17 protein-coding genes are annotated in these 21015 nt (G+C 65.1%); 5 read left to right on the top strand and 12 right to left on the bottom strand.

Annotated elements, in window-relative coordinates; translation table 11 throughout:
- Nucleotides 1–295: 295 nt before the first annotated feature.
- Nucleotides 296–1786, bottom strand: coding sequence for an IMP dehydrogenase (guaB, locus tag AB7532_RS14695; protein ID WP_441235488.1), 1491 nt, complete (start codon nt 1784–1786; stop codon nt 296–298).
- A gap of 186 nt (nt 1787–1972) precedes the next feature.
- Nucleotides 1973–2221, bottom strand: coding sequence for a hypothetical protein (locus tag AB7532_RS14690; protein ID WP_441235487.1), 249 nt, complete (start codon nt 2219–2221; stop codon nt 1973–1975).
- Between the two features lie 154 nt (nt 2222–2375).
- Between AB7532_RS14690 and AB7532_RS14685 the strand changes: the two genes are divergently transcribed.
- A complete protein-coding gene (locus AB7532_RS14685) occupies nt 2376–3866 on the top strand; it encodes a DHA2 family efflux MFS transporter permease subunit (protein ID WP_441235486.1) in 1491 nt (496 codons plus the stop codon).
- 4 nt (nt 3867–3870) lie between these two features.
- On the opposite strand, the gene AB7532_RS14680 is transcribed toward AB7532_RS14685, so the two are convergent.
- The 5 genes from AB7532_RS14680 to AB7532_RS14660 all read right to left on the bottom strand — a co-directional run bounded on the left by AB7532_RS14680 (nt 3871) and on the right by AB7532_RS14660 (nt 9209).
- Nucleotides 3871–4197 (bottom strand): antibiotic biosynthesis monooxygenase family protein, encoded by a 327-nt coding sequence (locus AB7532_RS14680; RefSeq protein ID WP_441235485.1) that lies wholly within the window; start codon nt 4195–4197, stop codon nt 3871–3873.
- A 112-nt stretch (nt 4198–4309) separates the two neighbouring features.
- Nucleotides 4310–5191, bottom strand: a complete 882-nt coding sequence (locus AB7532_RS14675) for a LysR family transcriptional regulator (RefSeq protein ID WP_441235484.1) — start codon at nt 5189–5191, stop codon at nt 4310–4312.
- A 230-nt stretch (nt 5192–5421) separates the two neighbouring features.
- Complete coding sequence (locus AB7532_RS14670; RefSeq protein ID WP_441235483.1) at nt 5422–7323, bottom strand: hypothetical protein; 1902 nt, start codon at nt 7321–7323, stop codon at nt 5422–5424.
- A 124-nt stretch (nt 7324–7447) separates the two neighbouring features.
- Entirely contained in the window at nt 7448–8137 is a 690-nt protein-coding gene (locus AB7532_RS14665; RefSeq protein ID WP_441235482.1) for an RlmE family RNA methyltransferase, read from the bottom strand.
- A 1-nt stretch (nt 8138) separates the two neighbouring features.
- Nucleotides 8139–9209, bottom strand: coding sequence for a Ppx/GppA phosphatase family protein (locus tag AB7532_RS14660; RefSeq protein WP_441235481.1), 1071 nt, complete (start codon nt 9207–9209; stop codon nt 8139–8141).
- Nucleotides 9210–9418: 209 nt separating this feature from the next.
- On the opposite strand from AB7532_RS14660, the gene AB7532_RS14655 reads away from it, so the two are divergent.
- Nucleotides 9419–11788 (top strand): xanthine dehydrogenase family protein molybdopterin-binding subunit, encoded by a 2370-nt coding sequence (locus tag AB7532_RS14655; RefSeq protein ID WP_441235480.1) that lies wholly within the window; start codon nt 9419–9421, stop codon nt 11786–11788.
- A 178-nt stretch (nt 11789–11966) separates the two neighbouring features.
- Here AB7532_RS14655 and AB7532_RS14650 read toward each other — a convergent pair whose 3' ends face one another.
- Nucleotides 11967–12767 (bottom strand): hypothetical protein, encoded by an 801-nt coding sequence (locus tag AB7532_RS14650; protein ID WP_441235479.1) that lies wholly within the window; start codon nt 12765–12767, stop codon nt 11967–11969.
- Between the two features lie 106 nt (nt 12768–12873).
- On the opposite strand from AB7532_RS14650, the gene AB7532_RS14645 reads away from it, so the two are divergent.
- From AB7532_RS14645 to AB7532_RS14635, 3 genes are read left to right on the top strand one after another with little or no spacing between them, the layout of a single operon-like run.
- Nucleotides 12874–13365 carry a YaiI/YqxD family protein gene (locus AB7532_RS14645; protein ID WP_441235478.1) on the top strand — a complete coding sequence of 164 codons (492 nt, stop codon included), beginning with the start codon at nt 12874–12876 and terminating at the stop codon, nt 13363–13365.
- Between the two features lie 2 nt (nt 13366–13367).
- Nucleotides 13368–15179, top strand: a complete 1812-nt coding sequence (locus AB7532_RS14640; RefSeq protein WP_441235477.1) for an ABC-F family ATP-binding cassette domain-containing protein — start codon at nt 13368–13370, stop codon at nt 15177–15179.
- A gap of 3 nt (nt 15180–15182) precedes the next feature.
- Nucleotides 15183–16262: a D-TA family PLP-dependent enzyme gene (locus tag AB7532_RS14635; protein ID WP_441235476.1), complete on the top strand. Its 1080-nt coding sequence runs from the start codon at nt 15183–15185 to the stop codon at nt 16260–16262.
- 110 nt (nt 16263–16372) lie between these two features.
- Here the strand turns inward: AB7532_RS14635 and AB7532_RS14630 are convergent, their stop codons facing one another.
- The 4 genes from AB7532_RS14630 to AB7532_RS14615 form a co-directional block, all read right to left on the bottom strand.
- Nucleotides 16373–17590, bottom strand: a complete 1218-nt coding sequence (locus AB7532_RS14630) for an NAD(P)/FAD-dependent oxidoreductase (protein ID WP_441239281.1) — start codon at nt 17588–17590, stop codon at nt 16373–16375.
- A complete protein-coding gene (locus AB7532_RS14625; RefSeq protein WP_441235475.1) occupies nt 17587–18504 on the bottom strand; it encodes an SDR family NAD(P)-dependent oxidoreductase in 918 nt (305 codons plus the stop codon). The genes AB7532_RS14630 and AB7532_RS14625 overlap by 4 nt, the downstream gene beginning before the upstream one ends.
- A 274-nt stretch (nt 18505–18778) precedes the next feature.
- On the bottom strand, nt 18779–19258 hold the full coding sequence (locus AB7532_RS14620) for a MaoC family dehydratase (RefSeq protein ID WP_441235474.1): 480 nt from the start codon (nt 19256–19258) through the stop codon (nt 18779–18781).
- On the bottom strand, nt 19259–20974 hold the full coding sequence (locus tag AB7532_RS14615; RefSeq protein WP_441235473.1) for an AMP-binding protein: 1716 nt from the start codon (nt 20972–20974) through the stop codon (nt 19259–19261).
- Nucleotides 20975–21015: the final 41 nt, after the last annotated feature.

Raw genomic sequence — 21015 nt, 5'->3', positions numbered from 1 at the left:
TTTTCTGTCATTGCGAGCGAAGCGAAGCAATCCAGTCGCGTCAACAGAAAAGGACTGGATTGCTTCGTCGCAAGAGCTCCTCGCAATGACGAGTTTGTGGCAGGCGCGCCCACACACTCACTGTCATCGCCCGCCTTGTGCGCACTTGCGCACTGGAGCGGGCGATCCAGTATTCCAGAGGCAGGTGTGATTGAAGCGAGAAGCCGCGGCGTACTGGCTTCCCCGCCTTCGCGGGGAATGACACCGTCATTGAGGCGAGCGCGCCGCAACCGACGCACAGCCGAATGCGGAGCGCCTAACCCCCGCCCGGATAGTTCGGCGCTTCCCGCGTGATGGTCACGTCGTGGACGTGGCTTTCGCGCAGGCCTGCGCCGGTGATGCGGACGAAGCTCGCCTTCTCGTGCAGCTCCTTCATGTCTTTTGCGCCGACATAGCCCATGGCGGCGCGCAAGCCGCCGGCGAGCTGGTGCATGACGTTGCCGACCGGGCCCTTGTAGGGCACCTGGCCCTCGATGCCTTCGGGGACGAGCTTGAGCGTGTCCTTGATGTCCTGCTGGAAGTAGCGGTCGGCCGAGCCGCGCGCCATCGCGCCGACCGAGCCCATGCCGCGATAGGCCTTGTAGGACCGGCCCTGCCACAGGAAGACTTCGCCGGGTGTCTCGTCGGTGCCGGCGAGCAGCGAGCCGACCATCGCGATGTCGGCGCCGGCGGCGAGCGCTTTCGCAAGATCGCCGGAGAACTTGATGCCGCCGTCGGCGATGACGGGAATGTCGGCCTTCTTGGCCGCTTCCACCGCATCCATGATCGCGGTGAGCTGGGGAACGCCGACGCCGGCGACGATGCGTGTGGTGCAGATCGAGCCCGGGCCGATGCCGACCTTGATGCAGTCCGCGCCCGCGTCGATCAGCGCCTGCGTACCTTCGGTGGTGGCGACGTTGCCGGCAACGACCTGCACCGAGTTCGAGAGACGCTTGATGCGGTTGACGGCGTGCAGCACGTGACGGGAATGGCCGTGCGCGGTGTCGACGACGACGAGATCGACGCCGGCATCGATCAGCCGCTCCGTGCGCTCGAAGCCGGTGTCGCCGACGGTGGTGGCGGCGGCAACGCGCAGGCGGCCCTGCGCGTCCTTGCAGGCGAGCGGGTGGGCGACCGCCTTCTCCATGTCCTTGACGGTGATGAGGCCGACGCAGCGATATTGCTCGTCAACGACCAGCAGCTTCTCGATGCGATGCTGGTGCAGCATCCGCCGCGCTTCGTCCTGGCTGACATTCTCGCGCACCGTGACGAGGTTTTCGTGCGTCATCAGCTCGGAGATTCTTTGCTGACGGTTCGTCGCGAAGCGTACGTCGCGGTTGGTGAGGATGCCGACCAGCTTGCCCGGCGTGTTCTTGCCCGCGCCGGTAACGACGGGAATGCCGGAGATGCCGTGGTCGCTCATCAGCTTGAGCGCATCGTCGAGCGTCGCATCGGGGCTGATGGTGAGCGGGTTCACCACCATGCCGGACTCGTAGCGCTTCACCTGCCGCACCTGGGCGGCCTGCCCTTCGGGATCGAAATTGCGGTGGATGACGCCGAGGCCGCCGGCCTGCGCCATGGCGATCGCCATGCGGGCTTCGGTGACGGTGTCCATGGCGGAGGCCATGATCGGGATGTTGAGCGGAATGGCGCGGGTGACGCGGGAGCGGATGTCGACCTCGCCCGGCATCACGTCCGACAGGCCCGGCTTCAACAGCACGTCGTCGAACGTAAAGGCTTCGCGAATGCCTTGTTGCACCGTGGCCATGTGCCAACTCCTTCCGCGGCCCTGCCGCAAATAGCTATGGATGAGCGCCGCCCTCGGCGTACCTTGCGGCATCGCCAGAGAATCGGAGCCCATCGGTGGGGTTGACGCGGGTCGATAGCATGCCCGCGTGACGAATCAAAGCAATTCAGCCCGCTGGCCAGCCATGCACAGGCTTTTTAGGTAAATTCAGCGGGGATAGCCGGGTGGCGGCCCGTGCCGGCGGATCGCGTCCACGACCTCCCGATGCCGCCGATCTTCCCGCTTCATGTGCACCGCGATCAGGGCGTGCGCCGACGGCACCAGAAGCAGGACGTGGAAGACCAGGCCCAGGATCGCGCAGACGACGCACAGCACGAGGTTCAGGATCGCCGAGAAGGGCTGCCCGTTCAGCAGCAACCCGATCGGCGGCAGCAGCGCGGCAAGCAGGTAGATCATCGCGAGGTCTCCGGCACCCGGTGCCCCCCCTGGAGAGTCACACCGTTGTTACGCAGGATTTAGGTGCTATGCGTTGATCCGCAATGGTCCCCGGCGGATGGCGGTGATAAGCCGCAAGTCCACCCGTCCTTCTGATTTTCATTACCAATCCGTCATGGTCGATAAGCAACGCATCATTCCGCTGATCGTCGCCACTGCTCTCTTCATGGAGAACATGGATTCGACCGTCATCGCCACCTCGCTGCCGGCGATTGCGGCCGACATCGGCACCAGCCCGCTCACGCTGAAGCTCGCGATCACCTCCTATCTGCTGTCGCTCGCGGTATTCATTCCGGCGAGTGGATGGACCGCCGACCGGTTCGGCGCGCGGATGGTGTTCGCGATCGCGGTCGGCGTGTTCATGGTGGGATCGATCGGCTGCGCGCTGTCGGGCTCGGTCACCGACTTCGTGTTCGCGCGCATCCTGCAAGGCATGGGCGGGGCGATGATGACGCCAGTCGGGCGCCTCGTGCTGCTGCGCTCGGTCGACAAGAGCGCGCTGGTCAATGCGATGGCGTGGGTGACGGTCCCTGCCCTGATCGGTCCCGTGATCGGCCCGCCGCTCGGCGGCTTCATCACCACCTATGCATCCTGGCACTGGATCTTCCTGATCAACATCCCGATCGGGCTGCTCGGCATCTTCATGGCCTTGAAGTTCATCGATCCGATCAAGAGCGATACGCGCGAGCCGTTCGATCTCTACGGCATGGTGCTCGCCGGCGTGGGGCTTGCGGGCATCGCGTTCGGCCTGTCCGTCGCCGGCCTCAATCTGCTGCCCTGGAGCACGGTTGCCGCCCTGATCGTGGGCGGCGCGATCTCGATGACGCTGTACGTCCTGCATGCGCGGCGGACGGGATCTCCGGTGCTGGACTTCTCGCTGCTGAAGCTGCCGACACTGCGCGCGGCCGTTTTCGGCGGCTTCCTGTTCCGGCTCGGCATCGGCGCCCTGCCGTTCCTGCTGCCGCTGCTGATGCAGATCGGCTTCGGGTTGACGCCGTTCCATTCCGGCCTCGTCACCTTTGCCTCCTCGCTTGGGGCCATGGGCATGAAGACGCTGGCCGCGCGGATCATCCGCACCTTCGGCTTCCGCAATCTGATGACGGTGAACGCGATCGTCAGCGCGTTCTTCCTCGGCGTCTGCGCGCTGTTCACGGTGACGACGCCGCTGCTGATCATCATGGTGATCCTGGTCGTCGGCGGATTCTTCCGCTCGCTCGAATTCACCGCGATCAACACCGTCGCTTATGCCGACGTCGAGCCGCCGCAAATGAGCCGCGCCACCACCCTCGTCAGCGTCAACCAGCAGCTTGCGGTCTCCGCCGGCGTCGCGGTCGGCGCGGCCTGCGTGGAAACGACGATGTGGTTCAACCATGTCAGCGAGATCGACGCCACGGTGTTCGCGCCCGCGTTCCTCGTGATCGCGCTGACCTCGGCAGCATCGAGCTGGTTCTTCTGGCAGATGCCTGCGGATGCCGGCAACGAGATCTCCGGCCGCAAGGCGGTGGACATTTCCAGCCGCAAGGGTGCCGCGAAGAGCGCGGCGAGCGCCGCCGTCAAGACGGCGACGGAAGATACTCAGGACGTGCGGGACCAGCGACTGGGGTAGTCACTCACTCATTGTGACTCTGCGTCACGGATTGCGGTGTCCGGGCGCGGCTCCGAATGAGGCTGCAGATCTGAAAACTGTACTCGCTGAAGAAATCCTGGATGCCGCGCCGCTTGGCCATGACGTGATCGGGATCGCGGCTCCAGGCGCGCAGAGCATCCTCGGTTTCGAACTCGACGATCGTGACGCGCTCGCCATCTTCAGCCACGAAGCCCTTGTGAGCGACATAGCCCGGAACTTTCCGCGCCAGCTCGCTCATCTGTTTCGCCATGGGATCATATTCGTCCCTCACGCCGGGATTGAGCCGTGAGCGAAATATTGTGACGATCATCAGTCTTTTCCCTGCGGTGCGCCGAGCCGATATGGCATCGGACACACGTTACGCGGGGAAGCAAATATCAATCAAATGCATAATCCTGATCATGATTATGCAGCATTTGTGATCACGCCATTCGGGCCTTTAGCTCCGTCGTCAGCAGCTCGATGGCCGGATCGAAACGCCCCGGAGTGCTCCGGCGGATCAGCGCCACACTCGCCGGCAGCGTGAAGTCGGCGACGTTCAATATCCGCAGCGAACGCCGATGAGGACTGTGCTCGAACTGCCGGCGCGGAACCAATCCGAGGCCGCCGCTCCGGGCCAGCAGCGATAGCTGGAGATCCTCGCCGAACACTTCTGCCGCAACGTTGAGGGGCAAGGACAACCGATCGAACGCCTTGACGAGGGCCGCGCGGCAGCCGCAACCGGGCGGATTGAGAAACCAGCCTCGTTCAGCCAGATCGCGCAGGCGATAGGCGCGGCCGCCGCGCTTTCCGGCCGATTTCGGACCAACGATGACGACCTGCTCGGCACCAAGAACAACGCGAACGAGTCCGGCTGGAACGGCGTGAGCTTCGGTGAGAAGACCGACCGCGCAATCCAGTGCGCCGCTGCGCACTTCCGCGATCAGGTTCGTGCTCCAGTCCGAGCTGACCTGGAGCCTGGCGCGCGGGAACCTGCGCCGCAAGGCATCGAGCGGCGTGGTCATGACCATCTCGCCCAGGCCATGCGCGACCCCCGCCTTCATGTCGCCGGTCGGGTCGGCCGCTTTGGCGGCACAGGATTCCAGCTCCGCCACCGCAGCGAGCACGCGCCGGCAGTGCTCGAGCACATGCGTGCCGAGCGCGGTCAGGACGGCGGGCTTCACCGCACGGTTGAACAGCGGTGCATCGCCGAACTGCTGCTCAAAACTCTGGATACGCCGCGTCGTCGCGGGCTGCGTCAGGCGCAGCATTATCGCGGCGCGGTTGACCGAACCGGCGTCGGCGACCGCGACGAAAGCCTTCATGTCCTGCAGATTCATAGGCAGGACCATAGTGGAAAGAGCGGCCCTGCAGAACGACTATTGGAGACCTTGCCAGTGCAATTCCCGCCATTCGTCCATGCCGGCCTCGATCAAGGCGCTGGCGGATGCACGCGATAAAGTGCGCGGCGAGTGCCGCCGTCGAAAACGTAGCACTCCGCCGCAACCCTGGCCGCGACGGAGAGCACGCAGGATGGGAACAGCCAGTTTGTGCGTCAGGGCGTGACGCCCGGTGGCAGGACGCGGTACAGCAAAACCCCCAACTTGAGCTCGTCACCCGTCAGGACGAGCTTTCCGTTGTTGATCGTTCGCTGCAGCAGGACCCGCTGCAAGTTGGGAAGGGGGTGGGTGGGATTGGAATAGAAGGCCGCCAGATTGCTCGTATCTGCATTGATCGCGTAACGCTCGATCGTCACCACCGAATTGTCGCTGAACGGCAGGTTATCGACTTCGAGCGAAATCCCCTCCGAGATCTCGGTCGATGTATTGCTGCCGAACACGCGTGACGGGTCGTAATTGTAGACCATGATGTTCGCAGTCATGCTGCCGGCGTCCCAGGTCGCGAACGTGCCGAGATTGGATCCCGACCCGCCCGGGCTCAGGGTTGCCTGCCGGCGCAGGCCGGACATCTTGTTGTACATCGCAAACAAATTGGCCACGGGCTTGGGATAATAAGTCGGCGGCAGAGTCTGCCCGTTGGCATCTTTTCCGTTGTCATGCTTGTGGAGCAGACTCGCCTGCCCATACCAGACGTCTCCGGAGCCCTGTCCGTCCCCGATGACGAGGTAGGAGCCCAAGGATATCTTTTTTCCTACGGCGTGGGGCAGGAAGGCGGCCGCCCACGCGGCTCCCTTGTGCGAGACGTTGATGTCGGTGCCCTCGTCGATCGTCGGCCCCCACTCCGAGATGAACAGGTTGACGTCGGGCATGGTCGCGTCGTTCTGCTTCAAGGCCTGCAGCTTGGCGCTGACCGTATCGACGATGTTGTCGAATGCGGCAAAGCCGGCCGCGCCGCCGGTCGAACCGTAGAAGTGGAAGGAGAAGCGATTCAGTATCCTCGCATTGAATTGCGAGTTGTAGTGGACGGCCAGCGGGTTGAACGTCTGATCCAGAAACTGCTCCTCCATGGTCGGACTCGGAGGGGTATCGAGATGATAGGCGGTGAAGCTCAGCCCGGCGAAGGCCGGCCCCGCGAGCTCGAGCGACTTTCCGCCATAGAGGCCTTTTTCGGTGAAGTCCTTGCGCACGTCCTCGATGGCCTTCGCAACGATCTTCTGCACCGGCAACAACTGCCGGCTCAGCCGGCGGACATCGGCGCGGTAGGGATACGCCATCGTCTCGTCTTCGGCGTTGGACAGCAGATGCGCCTGAAACGGCGGCCACTGGCCCAGGACATACCTGCTCGGGTTCGGCCACCACAACCACCGGCCCCACGGGCCGAGCGGCTTCAACGAAAAGAGCGACGGAGTACCAGTGCTGAAATTTTCCGGCTCTGAATCGGCGATGTCGAGTTCATTGCTGACCTCGAGGATGATATTCGAGGCGCCACGTTGGAAGGAATACGCGGCGACGTAGTCTACAAGCGCCTTCATATAGTCCTCGTAGCGCTTGACCGCGCCGGGCTGCGAAGCCCAGGTCTCCCCCGGGCCGAAGGTCACCATGCTCGCCGGCATGAAGGATGCGACGGCGACATGCGGCGTAAGGCCGTGGTCCAGCGCCCAGTCGAGATGCCAACGCATCGGGTAGCAGTCGCCGGCATGAAACACGTGGTCGGCGTCGATGTATCCGAACACCTTTCCGGTCACGTCGAGATCGCAATAGACGTCGCTCTGCAGCAGCCGCGCCCGCTTCAGGCCGGTGTCGGCGATGACCTGGTTGAACTGCTCGAGCGCCTGCTCGGCCGGGCTGTTCGCGCCCTGGTATATCCGCTTGAGGTCGCCGAGATCGTCATTGCCGCTGATCCCCTCGTTGAAAGGTGCCAGCGTGTTCACGACGATCGACGCATCCGCCAACGCGGTCGTCGGGACACCGAGGATGGGGAAGAGAAACGTAAGAAGCAGAACCGAGGCAGAGAAAGGTTGGCGCCCACAAGCAAGGGAGCGCCGACGTTCAGGCAAACACCGCATGAATCACCCGCTGGGATTGTCGATGCGGCGATCAACACCCCTCAGATGTTATTGATGTGAACGTTATGTTATCATTTCATGAGTGCATCAGGTCTGCAGAGCCATGGCCCGCGATCTATTGCCCGCGAAACCCCGTCGCCAGCACGTAGCGCTCCGACGAATCCTGCCGGCTTGCGGCAGGCTTGACGTGACGCACCGTCGCAAAGTCGCGCTTGAGCTGGGCGAGCAGATCGGCGTCGGCGCCGCTCTGGAACGTTTTTGCGAGAAACGTGCCGCCCGGCTTGAGCACGTCGCAGGCAAACGCGGCCGCGGTCTCGACCAGGCCGACGATGCGGAGCTGGTCGGTCTTGCGATGGCCTGTGGTGTTGGCGGCCATGTCGGACATTACGACATCGGCGCCGCCGCCCAGCATCGCGGTGAGCTTGGCCGGCGCGTCATTGTCCATGAAGTCGAGCTGCGCGAAATCGACGCCGGGAATCTCGGGCATTTCCAGCAGGTCGATCGCGACGACCTTGCCCTTGCCTTCCACCGATCCGACGCGCTTGGCGGCGATCTGGCTCCAGCCGCCGGGCGCGGCGCCGAGATCGAACACGGTCATGCCGGGCTTCAAAAACCGATGCTTGTCGTCGAGCTCCAACAGCTTGAACGCCGCGCGCGAGCGATAGCCCGCAGCCTTGGCCTTGACGACATAGGGATCGTTGAGCTGTCGCTCCAGCCAGAGCTTCGACGACAATTTGCGCTTGCCGCCGGTCTTGACCTTGGTCTTGACCTGGACGTGCAAGCGGCCGGTGGTGTCCTTAGCCATCTCACCAGCTCCTGAGCGCGCCGTCCTCGCGCATCATCTCGACCAGCATGCCCTCGCGCAGGCCACGGTCGGCGACGCGCAGGCGCGGCAGCGGGAAAGCGCGGCGGATCGCATCGAGGATGGCGCAGCCGGCGAGCACGAGATCGGCACGCTCGATGCTGATGCAGTTGTTCGCGGCGCGCTCCTCGTAGCTCATGCCGAGCAGCCTGCGGATGGTCGCGGTGAGGTCGGAATCGTTCATCCAGATGCTGTCGATGCGGCGGCGGTCATAGCGCGCGAGGTTGAGATGGATGCCGGCGAGCGTCGTCACGGTGCCCGAGGTGCCGAGCAGGTGCATGTCGGCGAGATCGCCGCCGTGCGCTTCGGCGAATGGCCCGACGTGGTTGGCGACCTCCTGCTCCATCGCGGCATAGATCTCCGGCGTCACGTCGCGGCCGCCGAATTGCTCGGCCAGCGTCACGACACCAAGCGGGATCGACATCCAGGCCTTGATGCGCGGCGCCGGATTTTGCGCGTCGCGCTCGATCCGCACCAGCTCGGTCGAGCCGCCGCCGATGTCGAACAGGATCGCCCCCCTGCCCCTGGGGTCCACCAGCGGCGAGCAGCCGAGCACGGCGAGCGAGGCCTCGGTCTCGCGGTCGATGACCTCGAGCTCGATGCCGGTTTCGGCCGCGACGCGGCTGCGGAAACCTTCCGCATTCGAGGCGGCGCGGCAGGCCTCGGTCGCAATCAGCCGCAACCGCCTGGCTTTGCGCAGATTGATCTTGTCGCGGCAGATGCTGAGCGCGGCGACGGCGCGCTCGATCGCGGCCTCGCTGATGCACCCCGTAGCCGAGACACCCTCGCCGAGCCGGATGATGCGCGAGAAGGAATCGACCACGCGAAAACCGTCGCTGGTCGGACAAGCGATCAGGAGCCTGCAATTGTTGGTACCGAGGTCCAGCGCCGCATAGACGCCGGTTCCCGCTTGCGCGGGGACGGCCGGTTCGGGGGCCAACGCCACCGCCGCCATCGACCCCTCCAGCTCACCGTGCGGCACAAGGCCGTCGCGGAGCCGCGTGTGGTCATTCATACAAACTGTCTTTCCGCGGCCGGTCGGGCCGGTCTGGAATTGATTTTTCGCCTGAAACATTAGCAGCGCGGCGGGTATGCGCAACAACGCATCACATAGGACCATGCCCATTCGTGCGTTGTCGTGAACGCGGAGGCGGGTTATCTGAACAGGGTCCGGTGCCCCGCTGGCGCGAAAATGCGCAAATGCCGGCTTTTCAGGTCATTTCCATGCAAGAACACACCAAATCATCCACGCTCGAAAACGCTATTGCACTGCAAAAATACGGCGTCGGGCAGCCGGTCCGCCGCAAGGAAGACGACACCCTGGTGCGCGGCAAGGGCCGCTATACCGACGATTTCAACCTGCCCGGCCAGGCCCATGCGGTGATCGTCCGCTCCACCCACGCCCATGGACTCATCCGCGGCATCGGCACCGATGCCGCCAGGGCGATGCCGGGCGTGCTGGGGGTGTGGACCGGCAAGGACCTCGATGCCGCCGGCTACGGCCCGTTCACCTGCGGCCTGCCGCTGAAGAATCGCGACGGCTCGCCTTTGCTCCAGACCAACCGCCAGCCGCTCGCAACCGACAAGGTCCGCTTCGTCGGCGATCCCGTCGCCTTCGTGGTCGCCGACACGCTGGCCCAGGCGCGCGATGCGGCCGAGGCGGTCGAGCTCGACATCGAGCCGCTGCCGGCGGTGACCGATCCCGAAGAGGCGACAAAGCCGGGCGCGCCGCAGCTTTACGACCACATCCCGAACAACGTCGCGCTCGACTACCATTATGGCGACATGGACAAGGTGAATGCGGCCTTCGCCGGCGCCGCCCACGTCACCAAGGTCGACATCGAGAACACCCGCGTGGCCGTGGTCTCGATGGAGCCGCGCGTCGGGCTCGCCTCCTACGACAGCAAGACCGAACGCTACACCATCCAGATGCCGACGCAGGGCGTCGCGGGCAACCGCGCCAACCTCGCCAAGAACCTGAAGGTGCCGAACGAGAAGGTGCGCATCCTCACCGCCAATGTCGGCGGCTCCTTCGGCATGAAGAACGTCAACTATCCCGAATACATGTGCATCCTGTACGCGGCGAAGGAACTGGGAAAGCCGGTGAAGTGGCTCGACGAGCGCTCGACCAGCTTCCTCTCCGACAGCCACGGCCGTGCGCAGAAGATCCATGGCGAGCTGGCGCTCGATGCCGAGGGCCACTTCCTCGCGGCGAAGCTGTCCGGCTACGGCAATCTCGGCGCCTACATCACCGGCGTTGCGCCGGGACCGCTCTCGCTCAACACCGGCAAGAACTTTTCCAGCGTCTACCGCACGCCGCTGATGGGCATCGACATCAAGACCGTGCTGACCAACACCACGCTGATGGGCGCCTATCGCGGCGCCGGCCGGCCCGAGGCGAACTACTACATGGAGCGGCTGATCGACCGCGCCGCCGACGAGATGGGCATCAACCGCCTGACGATGCGCAAGCGCAACTTCATCAAGCAGAACCAGATGCCGTTCGCGGCGTCCTCCGGCGTCACCTATGACAGCGGCGACTTCCAGGCCGTGTTCAACAAGGCGCTCGACATCTCCGACCACGAGAATTTTGCCAAGCGCAAGAAGGAGAGCAAGAAGGCCGGCAAGCTGCGCGGCATTGCGGTCGGCTCCTATCTCGAGGTCACGGCACCGCCGAGCCCCGAACTCGGCAAGATCGTGTTCGATGCCGACGGCAGCGTGCAGCTGATCACCGGCACGCTCGATTACGGACAGGGCCACGCGTCCGCATTCGCTCAGGTGCTGTGCTCGCAGCTGGGCGTACCCTTCGACAGCGTGAAGCTGGTGCAGGGCGACAGCGACATCGTCCATACCGGCAACGGCACCGGCGGCTCGCGCTCGATCACGGCGAGCGGTCAGGCCATCGTCGAGGCCTCGAAGCTTGTCATCGAAAAGGGCAAGCGCGCCGCCGCGCACATGCTGGAGGCGTCCGAGGCCGACATTGAGTTCGCGGAAGGAAGCTTCACCATCGCCGGCACCGACCGCAGCATCGACATCATGGAGCTCGCCAAGAAGCTGCATGACGGCAAGACGCCGGACGGCGTCCCCGACTCACTCGACGTCGACCACACCAGCGAGCCGGTGCCCTCGGCGTTCCCGAACGGCTGCCACGTCGCCGAAGTGGAGATCGATCCCGAGACCGGCGTGGTGCAGATCGTGCGCTACGCGGCCGTCAACGATTTCGGCACGGTGATCAACCCGATGCTGGTCGCGGGCCAACTTCATGGCGGCGTCGTCCAGGGCATCGGACAAGCCCTGATGGAGCACGTGCGTTACGACGAGAGCGGCCAGCCGATCACGGGCTCGCTGATGGACTACGCCCTGCCCCGCGCGGAGGACGTCCCGCACATGGAAGTCGGCGATCACCCCGTGCCCGCCACGACCAATCCGCTCGGCAGCAAGGGCTGCGGCGAAGCCGGCTGCGCCGGCAGCCTGTCGACGGTGGTGAACGCGGTGGTCGATGCGCTGTCAGACTACGGCATCAAGCACATCGACATGCCGCTGACCCCGGAGCGGGTGTGGCGGGCCATTCAGGACGCGAAGGGGACGGCGTAAGGGCTGCCCTTCCGCCTCCACACTAATGCTGTCATCGCCCGGCTTGACCGGGCGATCCAGTATTCCGAGACGATAGTGATCTGACCGATAGGCCGCGGCGTACTGGATTCCCCGCCTTCGCGGGGAATGACACCATTGTTGGGGCGAGAGCCTCGAACCCAGCAGACGCCGAAGCCCCCTACGCCGCAGCCTGCTCGCGCGGCTGGTAGATCGCGGTGTGCTGGCAGTGCGCGATCGGCGTCGTGCCGTTGGCGACGACGAGTGCGTCGAGTTCGACGAAGCGGTGGCCTTTCTTCTCGTAATTCGCGGTCACGTTTGCCCGCGCGGTGATCTCGTCGCCAACGCGCGCGGCCGACAACAGCTGCATGCGGCTGCCGACATGGATCCACGGGCCGAGGATGGTGTTGTCCACCAGCACGCGGTTCATCACGCGCTGGATCAGGCCGGGATGGCCGAGCCCCTCGCGTGCGAAGACCGGATCGGTCTCCCTGATATCGGCGAGATAGTCGCTCGCGTCCTGCCCGGCCCAGCGGCGGGGCGTCGTGCCGAGCCATTTGCCGGTCTCAAAGGTCGCGGGGCTGACCGGCTTGCGTTCGGCAACAGGCGGGACTTCGACATAATCATTCAATGACACGGTGGGCGCCGCTGCCGGCAGCGAGGCGGTGCCCGTGGCGCAGAGCTCGGTGCGGCTGAACACCTCGATCGTCAGCAGGCCGTTGTGCTCGGTCGCATCGACATCGGCGGTCTCGCCGTCATAGACCGGCTTGATGAAGCGGGCCTCGACCAGCCCGCGCGACAGGAAATCCCGGCCCCAGCGCGCCACCGGCACGTGCATCATGTAGGCGAAGACGTCGACGCCTGGGACCAGCCCGCCGGAAAAGCCGAAGCGGCGCGCCACATTGTCGTCATGCATCTTGTTTTCGGATTGTTTGGCGGTGTTGTAGGCCTCGACGCGCCAGGTTTCGAGCCGGTTCGGCATGGCTTGGCTTTCCCCAAATTCTTGTTGTTTCGGGCCGATCGTAGGCCCTGAGGAACCAGGGTCAATCCCCTCGCCTTTGGGAGCCGAATGGGGTACCACGCGGCGAATGACTGACACCCCCACCCGCATCTATGTCGACGCCGACGCCTGCCCGGTGAAGGACGAAATCTACCGCGTCGCGAGCCGCCACGGCGTGCCCGTCAGCGTGGTTGCCGGCAACTTCATTCGCGTGCCGCATGATCCGATGATCGAGCGCATCGCGGCCGGCTCCGGCATGGACGCCGCCGACGACTGGATCGCGGAACGCGCCAGACCCGGCGACATCGTCGTGACCTCGGACATTCCGCTGGCGAGCCGCTGCGTCAAGGCGGGCGCCGACGTGATCGCACCGAACGGCAAGCCGTTCACGGAGGAGTCGATCGGGATGACGCTGGCGGTGCGCAATTTGATGACGGATCTGCGCTCGGCCGGCGAAGTCACCGGCGGCCCGCGATCCTTCGCGCCGCGCGACCGCTCCGCCTTCCTCTCGGCGCTCGACCAGACGCTGCGCCGGATCCAGCGCCGCCGCGCCGACCAGCCGGCCAAGAACCAAGGCTGATCATGGCGCCGCCGCTGATTCAACTCAAAGACATCAAGCTGACCTTCGGCGGCACGCCGCTGCTGTCAGGCGTCGAGCTCAACGTCGCGCCATCCGAGCGCGTCTGCCTGATCGGCCGCAACGGCTCCGGCAAATCCACCCTGCTGAAAATCGCGGCCGGCCTCGTCGAAGCCGACGGCGGCACGCGCTTCGTGCAGCCGGGCGCCACGGTTCGCTACCTGCCGCAGGAGCCGGATTTCGGCGAGCACAAGACCACGCTTGCTTACGTCGAAGCCGGGCTCGCGCCGGGCGACGATCCCTATCAGGCACGCTATCTGGTGGAGCAACTCGGGCTCACCGGCGAGGAAAACCCGGCCAACGTCTCCGGCGGCGAGGCCCGCCGTGCGGCGCTCGCGCGCGTTCTGGCACCCTCGCCCGACATCTTGCTGCTGGACGAGCCGACCAACCATCTCGATCTCTCCACCATTGAATGGCTGGAAAAGGAGCTGGATTCCCGGCGCAGCGCGCTGGTGATCATCAGCCACGACCGCCGCTTCCTGACCAATCTCTCGCGCTCGACCGCGTGGCTCGATCGCGGAAGGATCAAGCAGATCGATCGCGGCTTTGCTTCATTCGAGAGCTGGCGCGACGAGGTGCTGGCGGAAGAAGAGCGCGACCAGCACAAGCTCGACCGCAAGATCGTCGACGAGGAGCACTGGCTGCGCCATGGCGTCTCCGGCCGCCGCAAGCGCAACGTCAAGCGGCTCGGCAATCTGCATGCGCTGCGCGACCAGCGCCGCAACTATCGCGGCACGGCCGGCACCGCCAGTCTCGCAGCCGCCGAGGCGGACCAATCCGGCAAGCTGGTGATCGAAGCCAAGGGCGTCACCAAGGCCTTTGGCGACCGCATCATCGTCGACAATTTCTCCACCCGGATCCAGCGCGGCGACCGGCTCGGCATCGTCGGGCCGAACGGCGCCGGCAAGACCACGCTGGTCAATCTGCTCACCGGCGGCGGCGAGCCTGACACCGGCACCATACGGCTTGGCGCCAATCTGGAGACGGCCACGCTCGATCAGCACCGCGAAAGCCTCGATCCCAAATCGACGCTTGCCGAAGCGCTCACCGGCGGCCGCGGCGACCAGATCATGGTCGGCGGCAAGCCGAAGCACGTGGTCGGCTACATGAAGGACTTCCTGTTCGCGCAGGAACAGCGCGGCACGCCGGTGGAGGTGCTCTCCGGCGGTGAGCGCGGCCGCCTGATGCTCGCGCGTGCGCTGGCGAAGCCTTCAAACCTGCTGGTGCTGGACGAGCCGACCAACGATCTCGATCTCGAAACCCTCGACGTGCTCGAGGACATGCTCGGCGATTACGAGGGCACGGTCATCCTGATCAGCCATGACCGCGACTTCCTCGACCGCGTCGTCACCTCCGTGATCGCGCCCGAGGGCAACGGCAAGTGGACCGAATATGCCGGCGGCTACAGCGACATGCTGACGCAACGCGGCGCGGATCTGAAGCGCGAGGCGGCCAAGGCGCAAGCGCCCACGGAGAAGAAGGAGGAACGCTCTGCGGCTCCCTCGTCCGCTCCCAAGCGCAAATTGAGCTTCAACGAGAAGCACGCCCTGGAAACGCTGCCAAAGCGGATGGAAACATTGCAGGCCGATATCGCCAAGCTGCAGCGCGTGCTGGACGATCCCAATCTTTACAGCAAGGATCGCAGGAAATTCGACGATACGTCCGCCGCAATTGCCAAAGCGCACGAAGAACTGTCCGCCTCTGAAGAACGCTGGCTCGAACTCGAAATGCTCCGCGAAGAAATCGAACAGGCCTGACCCATGACAACAACTCTCGCCGCCAAGATCGCCCGCGAATACGGCACACCCTGCGCCGTCATCGACATGGACAAGGTCGAGCGCAACATCGCGCGGATCCAGAAGGCCTGCGACGACGCCGGGGTCGCCAATCGCCCGCACATCAAGACGCACAAGAACCCGACGATCGCAAAAATGCAGGTCGCGGCCGGCGCCAAGGGCATCACCTGCCAGAAGATCGGCGAGGCCGAGATCATGGCCAACGCCGGCATCGACGACATCCTGGTCAGCTACAATCTCTTGGGCGAAGAGAAGATGGCGCGTCTCGGCGCGCTGAATGCCAAATCCAACATGACGGTGGCCGCCGACAATTCGACGGTCGTCGCCGGACTGCCGAAGGCGGCCGCGGCGTCGGGCCGTCCGCTTTCGGTCGTGGTCGAATGCGACACCGGCCGCAAGCGCGCGGGCGTCGAGACGCCCGCTGAAGCGATTGCGCTGGCGCGCGAGATCGCAGCATCCAAGGGGCTGCAGTTTGCCGGCTTCATGCTCTACCCGACCGAGACCGGCTGGGGCGATGCGCAGAAATTCTACGACGAGGCGCTGGCCGGCGTACGCGCGCACGGGCTGGATGCAAAAATCGTCTCGACCGGCGGCACGCCGAACCTCGTCAATATCGGCAAGCTCAAGGGCGGCACCGAGCACCGCTTCGGCACCTACATCTACAACGACCGCATGCAGGTCGCCGCCGGCGTCGCCACCTGGGACGACTGCGCACTGCACATCTATTCGACGGTGGTGAGCCGCGCCGCGCCCGAGCGCGGCATTCTCGACGCCGGCTCGAAGACGCTGACCTCGGACACCGGCGGCCTCGACGGCCACGGCCTGATCCTGGAGCACCCCGAAGCCAAGATCGCGCGCTTCGCCGAGGAGCACGGCTTCCTCGACCTCTCCCGCAGCAACACGCGCCCGAATGTCGGCGACGTCGTCCGCATCGTGCCGAACCATGTCTGCGTCGTCGTCAACATGATGGACGAAGTCGTGATGGTCCGCGGCGATGAGATCATCGGCACGCTGCCGGTGGCGGCGCGGGGGAAGCTGCGGTAAGGGCGCACTGCTCTCTCGCCGTCATTGCGAGGAGCTCTTGCGACGAAGCAATCCAGACTGTCACCGCGGAAAGATTCTGGATTGCTTCGCTACGCTCGCAATGACGGTGGCTAGCGTTTGATCCAACCCAACACGCCCCTGCCCGCGGCAGCACCGGTCGCGAACGACGCCTGCAGCAGATAGCCTCCGGTCGGCGCCTCCCAGTCGAGCATCTCGCCGACCGCGAACACACCGGGCAATTTGCGGATCATGAAGTGTTCATCGAGCTCGTCGAAGGTGACCCCGCCCGCGGTCGAGATCGCACGCTCGATCGGGGCGACGCCGGTGAGCTGAACCGGAATGGCGTTGATCAGCTTCGCAAGATCCGCCGGCGAGAACGCGGCCAGCGGCCGGCCGGATGCCATCGCGGCCTCCTGCATCAGGCCGATGCCGACCGGCGACACTTGCGCCGCCTTGCGCAGGAAGTTTGCAAGCGATTGCTTGCCGCGCGTGCCCGATAACCGCGTGGTCAGCGAGGTCGCGTCGAGATCAGGCCGGAGCGCGATCGTCAACGTCGCCTGACCGAGACCCAGCACGGCCTCGCGCAGCTCGGCCGATAGCGCGTAGATCGCACCGCCCTCGATGCCGCTGCGCGTGATCATCGCTTCGCCGCGCACCGTATGCGCGCCGACCGTCAGCGCCACGCCCTTGAGCGGCTGGCCCTCGAAACGGTCGCGGAACACGTCGGACCACGCGAGCGTGAAGCCGGAATTGGCCGGCCGGAGTTTTGAGATGGCAATGCCTTTTGCGGCGAGGATATCAGCCCAGCCGCCATCCGAGCCAAGGCGTGGCCAGCTTGCGCCGCCGAGCGCCAACACCGTGGCTTCGGCTTCGACAGACCGATCACTGTTCATCGTCCGAAACAGCAGGCGACCACTCGCGTCCCAGCCGCTCCAGCGATGACGGAACGCGAACCGTGCACCGGCGGCATCGAGGCGCCGCAGCCAGGCACGCAGCAAGGGCGAGGCCTTGAACGCTTTTGGAAACACCCGGCCGCTGCTGCCGACAAAGGTCGGCTCGCCCAGCGCCTCGCTCCAGGCGCGCAGCGCGTCAGGCGAAAACGCTTCGATCGCCGGCCCCAGTTTAGGCGTCGCCTCGCGATAACGCGCCATGAACTGCGGCAGCGGCTCGCTGTGGGTGAGGTTGAGGCCGCCCCGGCCCGCCATCAGGAATTTGCGGCCCGCGGACGGCATCGCGTCGTAGACGGTGACACGCGCGCCGCCCTGCGCCAGCACTTCCGCCGCCATCAGCCCGGCGGGACCGGCACCGATGACGGCGATGTCGGTCAGAGCTTGATCCCCGCCCGTGCCGCAGCCTGCGCCACGTATTTCTGCGTCTGCTCGAACGCGCCCTGCAATGCCCTCGCGTTCGACATGTCGCTGATCTCGGCGAAATGCGCGGCGACCGCGTCCGGGGTCCATTCGGATTCCGGCAGGTTGATGCCTTCGCTCTCCAGGATCTTGATCACCGCGAACGATCCCGCACCGGCGCCCATGATGGTGCGGGTCGGCGCGTCCTCGCTCAGCATGTACTCGACCGCGGGCGTGATCGCGTTCGGCTTCATCAATTGCAGCGCCTGCGGCGGCAGCAGTTCTTCCGTCATGCGGGTCGCCGCCGTCGGCGAGATGATGTTGACACGGATATTGGTCTTGCGGCCTTCCTCGGCCAGCACGTTCATCAGGCCGACCATGCCCGATTTCGCCGCGCCGTAATTGGCCTGGCCGAAATTGCCATAGAGGCCGGAGGACGACGTCGTCAGCACGATACGACCGTAATTGCGATCGCGCATCCCGGCCCAGGCCGCCTTGCAGCAATAGAAGGTGCCGACGAGATGCACGTCGAGCACCTTCTGAAAGTCGGCGGCTTCCATCTTGCCGAACGACTTGTCGCGCAGGATGCCGGCATTGGCGCACATCAGGTCGACGCTGCCCCACTCCTTGGTGGCGCGCTCGACCATGGCGGTGACCTGCTCGAAATTCGAGACGTCGGCGCCGTCGGCCATCGCGGTGCCACCGGCCTTGCGGATTTCCTCGACCACGGCTTCCGCCGGCGAGAGCGACGCGCCCGTGCCGTCACGCGCACCACCGAAATCGTTGACCACGACCTTGGCGCCGCGGCTCGCAAGCCCGAGCGCATGCGCCTTGCCGAGACCATTGCCTGCGCCGGTGACGATGGCGACGCGTCCGTCGAACCTGATTGCCATGAGAGTATTTCCTGCTTCTTCTTCCTTCTCCCCTTGTGGGAGAAGGTGGCGTAGGCGGCCTACGGCCGCCGTACCGACTAAGGGACGCCGACGCGTAGCATCGGCTACGGCGCCGGATGAGGGGTATGTCGCAGCAGCCGAGTTCGCGGAGAAAGACCCCTCACCCGGCTTCGCGTTCCGCGAAGCCACCCTCTCCCACAAGGGAAGAGGGTAACACCGCGCTTTGGGTCGCTTTTTGAGCAGCGATGGAGGACTGGGTCAACCCCACCCGGAACTACGCAAAATAGATCAACCCGAGCCATTCCGCGACCAGCGCGGGCTTGTCCTCGCCTTCGATCTCGACGGTGACGTTGGTACGAGACTGCAACTCGTTCGGCTTGCGGAGCTTGGCTTCCGCCAGCACGAAACGGCCGCGGACGCGTTTACCCGAGCGCACCGGGGAGATGAAGCGCAGCTTGTCGAATCCGTAATTGACGCCCATCGTGGTGCCCGCGATCACAGGCATCACCTCATAGGACATGATCGACAGCAGCGACATGGTGAGGAAACCGTGCGCGATGGTGGTGCCGAACGCCGTCTCCTTCTTCGCACGTTCCGGATCGACGTGGATGAACTGGTGATCCTCGATCACGTCGGCGTAGGTGTCGATGCGGGGCTGATCGACCAGGTGCCATGACGACACGCCGATCTCGTTGCCGACCATGGCCTGATAAGCTTCGAGGGAAATCGGCGGCTTCTTCCAGACTTCGTTCACTTAGGTCTCACTCCGTGTTTTCGGCAACTCCGGAAAATCCTCCTCGCGGAATTCCCGGCCGCGCAGCGGATCGTTGCGATCATCGTCGCGCTCCAGCCTGCGTAGCTGCACCCGGCGGATTTTGCCAGAGATCGTCTTCGGCAGCTCGGTGACGATTTCGAGACGTCGAATGCGCTTGAACGGCGCAAGCCTCGTGTGCAGATGCTTGAAGATCGACAGCGCCGTTTCCGGCGAACGCTCGGCGCCCGACGTCAGCAGCACGAAAGCCTTGGGGATCGCCAGCCTGATCGGATCGGGGCTCGGCACCACCGCGGCCTCGGCGACCAGCTCATGCTCGAGCAGCACGCTCTCCAGCTCGAACGGACTGATGCGATAGTCGGAGGATTTGAACACGTCGTCGGAGCGGCCGACGAAGGTGAGATAGCCGTCCTCGTCCTCGAACACGACGTCGCCGCTGCGATAGAGCTCGCCTTCGGCACCCGCGAGCTTGCCGTCGTCGCCCTGATAGCCCTGCATCAAGCCGGCGGGACGATCGGTGCCCAGCATCAGAGCCACCTCGCCTTCCTTCGCGGGGTTGCCATCGGCGTCGCTGACCTGCACGCGATAGCCCGGCAACGGGCGGCCCATGGAGCCGACCTTGATCTTCTGCCCCGGCGAGTTGCCGGCAAGCGCGGTGGTCTCGGTCTGGCCATAGCCGTCGCGGATGGTGAGGCTCCAGGCGGCCTGCACCTGGTCGATCACTTCAGGATTGAGCGGCTCGCCGGCGCCGCAGACCTCGCGCAAGCTCACCTTGAAGGCGGCAAGGTTCTCCTGGATGAACAGCCGCCACACCGTCGGCGGCGCGCACAGTGTGGTGACGCCGCAGCGGCCGATGGTGGCGAGCAGGCCCTTTGCATCGAAGCGCGGCTGGTTGACCACGAACACGGTGGCGCCCGCGTTCCACGGCGCGAAGAAACAGCTCCAGGCGTGCTTGGCCCAGCCGGGCGAGGAAATGTTGAGGTGAACGTCGCCGGGCTTCAGCCCGATCCAGTACATGGTGGAAAGATGACCGACCGGATAGCTGCGCTGGCTGTGCAGCACGAGCTTTGGTTTTGCCGTCGTGCCCGAGGTGAAATAGAGCAGCATCGGGTCGTCGGCGTGGGTCGGGCCGTCGGGCGCAAAACTCTCCGGAGCCTTCGCAGCTTCATCGTAAGCGAGCCAGCCATCGGAGGCCGCACCGACCACGATGCGAACGACATTCTCGGCACCGAGGCTTGCGAATTTCGCAACCTGGTCCTCGGCCGCGACGACGGCCTTCGCCTTGCCGCGATCGAGCCGGTCGCGCAGTTCCTCGGCGGTGAGCAGCGTGGTCGCGGGGATCACGACGACACCGAGTTTCATCGCCGCCAGCATCGTCTCCCATAGCGGAACGACATTGCCGAGCAGCAGCAGGAGATGATCGCCGCGCTTCAGCCCCTGCGCGCGCAGGAAGTTCGCGACCTGGTTGGAGCGCTGCGAGAGCGCCGCGAAGGACAATTTGGTTTGCTTGTCCTGCGCGGCATCGACGATCCAGAGCGCGGGCCGGTCCCTGGCGTCCGCATCCTTCGCCAGCACGTCGAACCAGTCGAGCGCCCAGTTGAAGGGAACCGGATCGGGCCAGCGGAAATCCCTGACCGCTGTCTCGTAATCCGTGCGGTGCTTGAGCAGAAACGCGCGCGCGTCCTGAAATGTCGTCATCCGGCTTCACCACGTTCACTGCCGTCATCCTGAGGAGCCGC

Source organism: Bradyrhizobium sp. 930_D9_N1_4 (genome assembly GCF_052076015.1).
In the GTDB taxonomy this organism is placed as follows: Bacteria; Pseudomonadota; Alphaproteobacteria; order Rhizobiales; family Xanthobacteraceae; genus Bradyrhizobium.
This window is presented reverse-complemented; position numbering and strand designations above follow the sequence as displayed.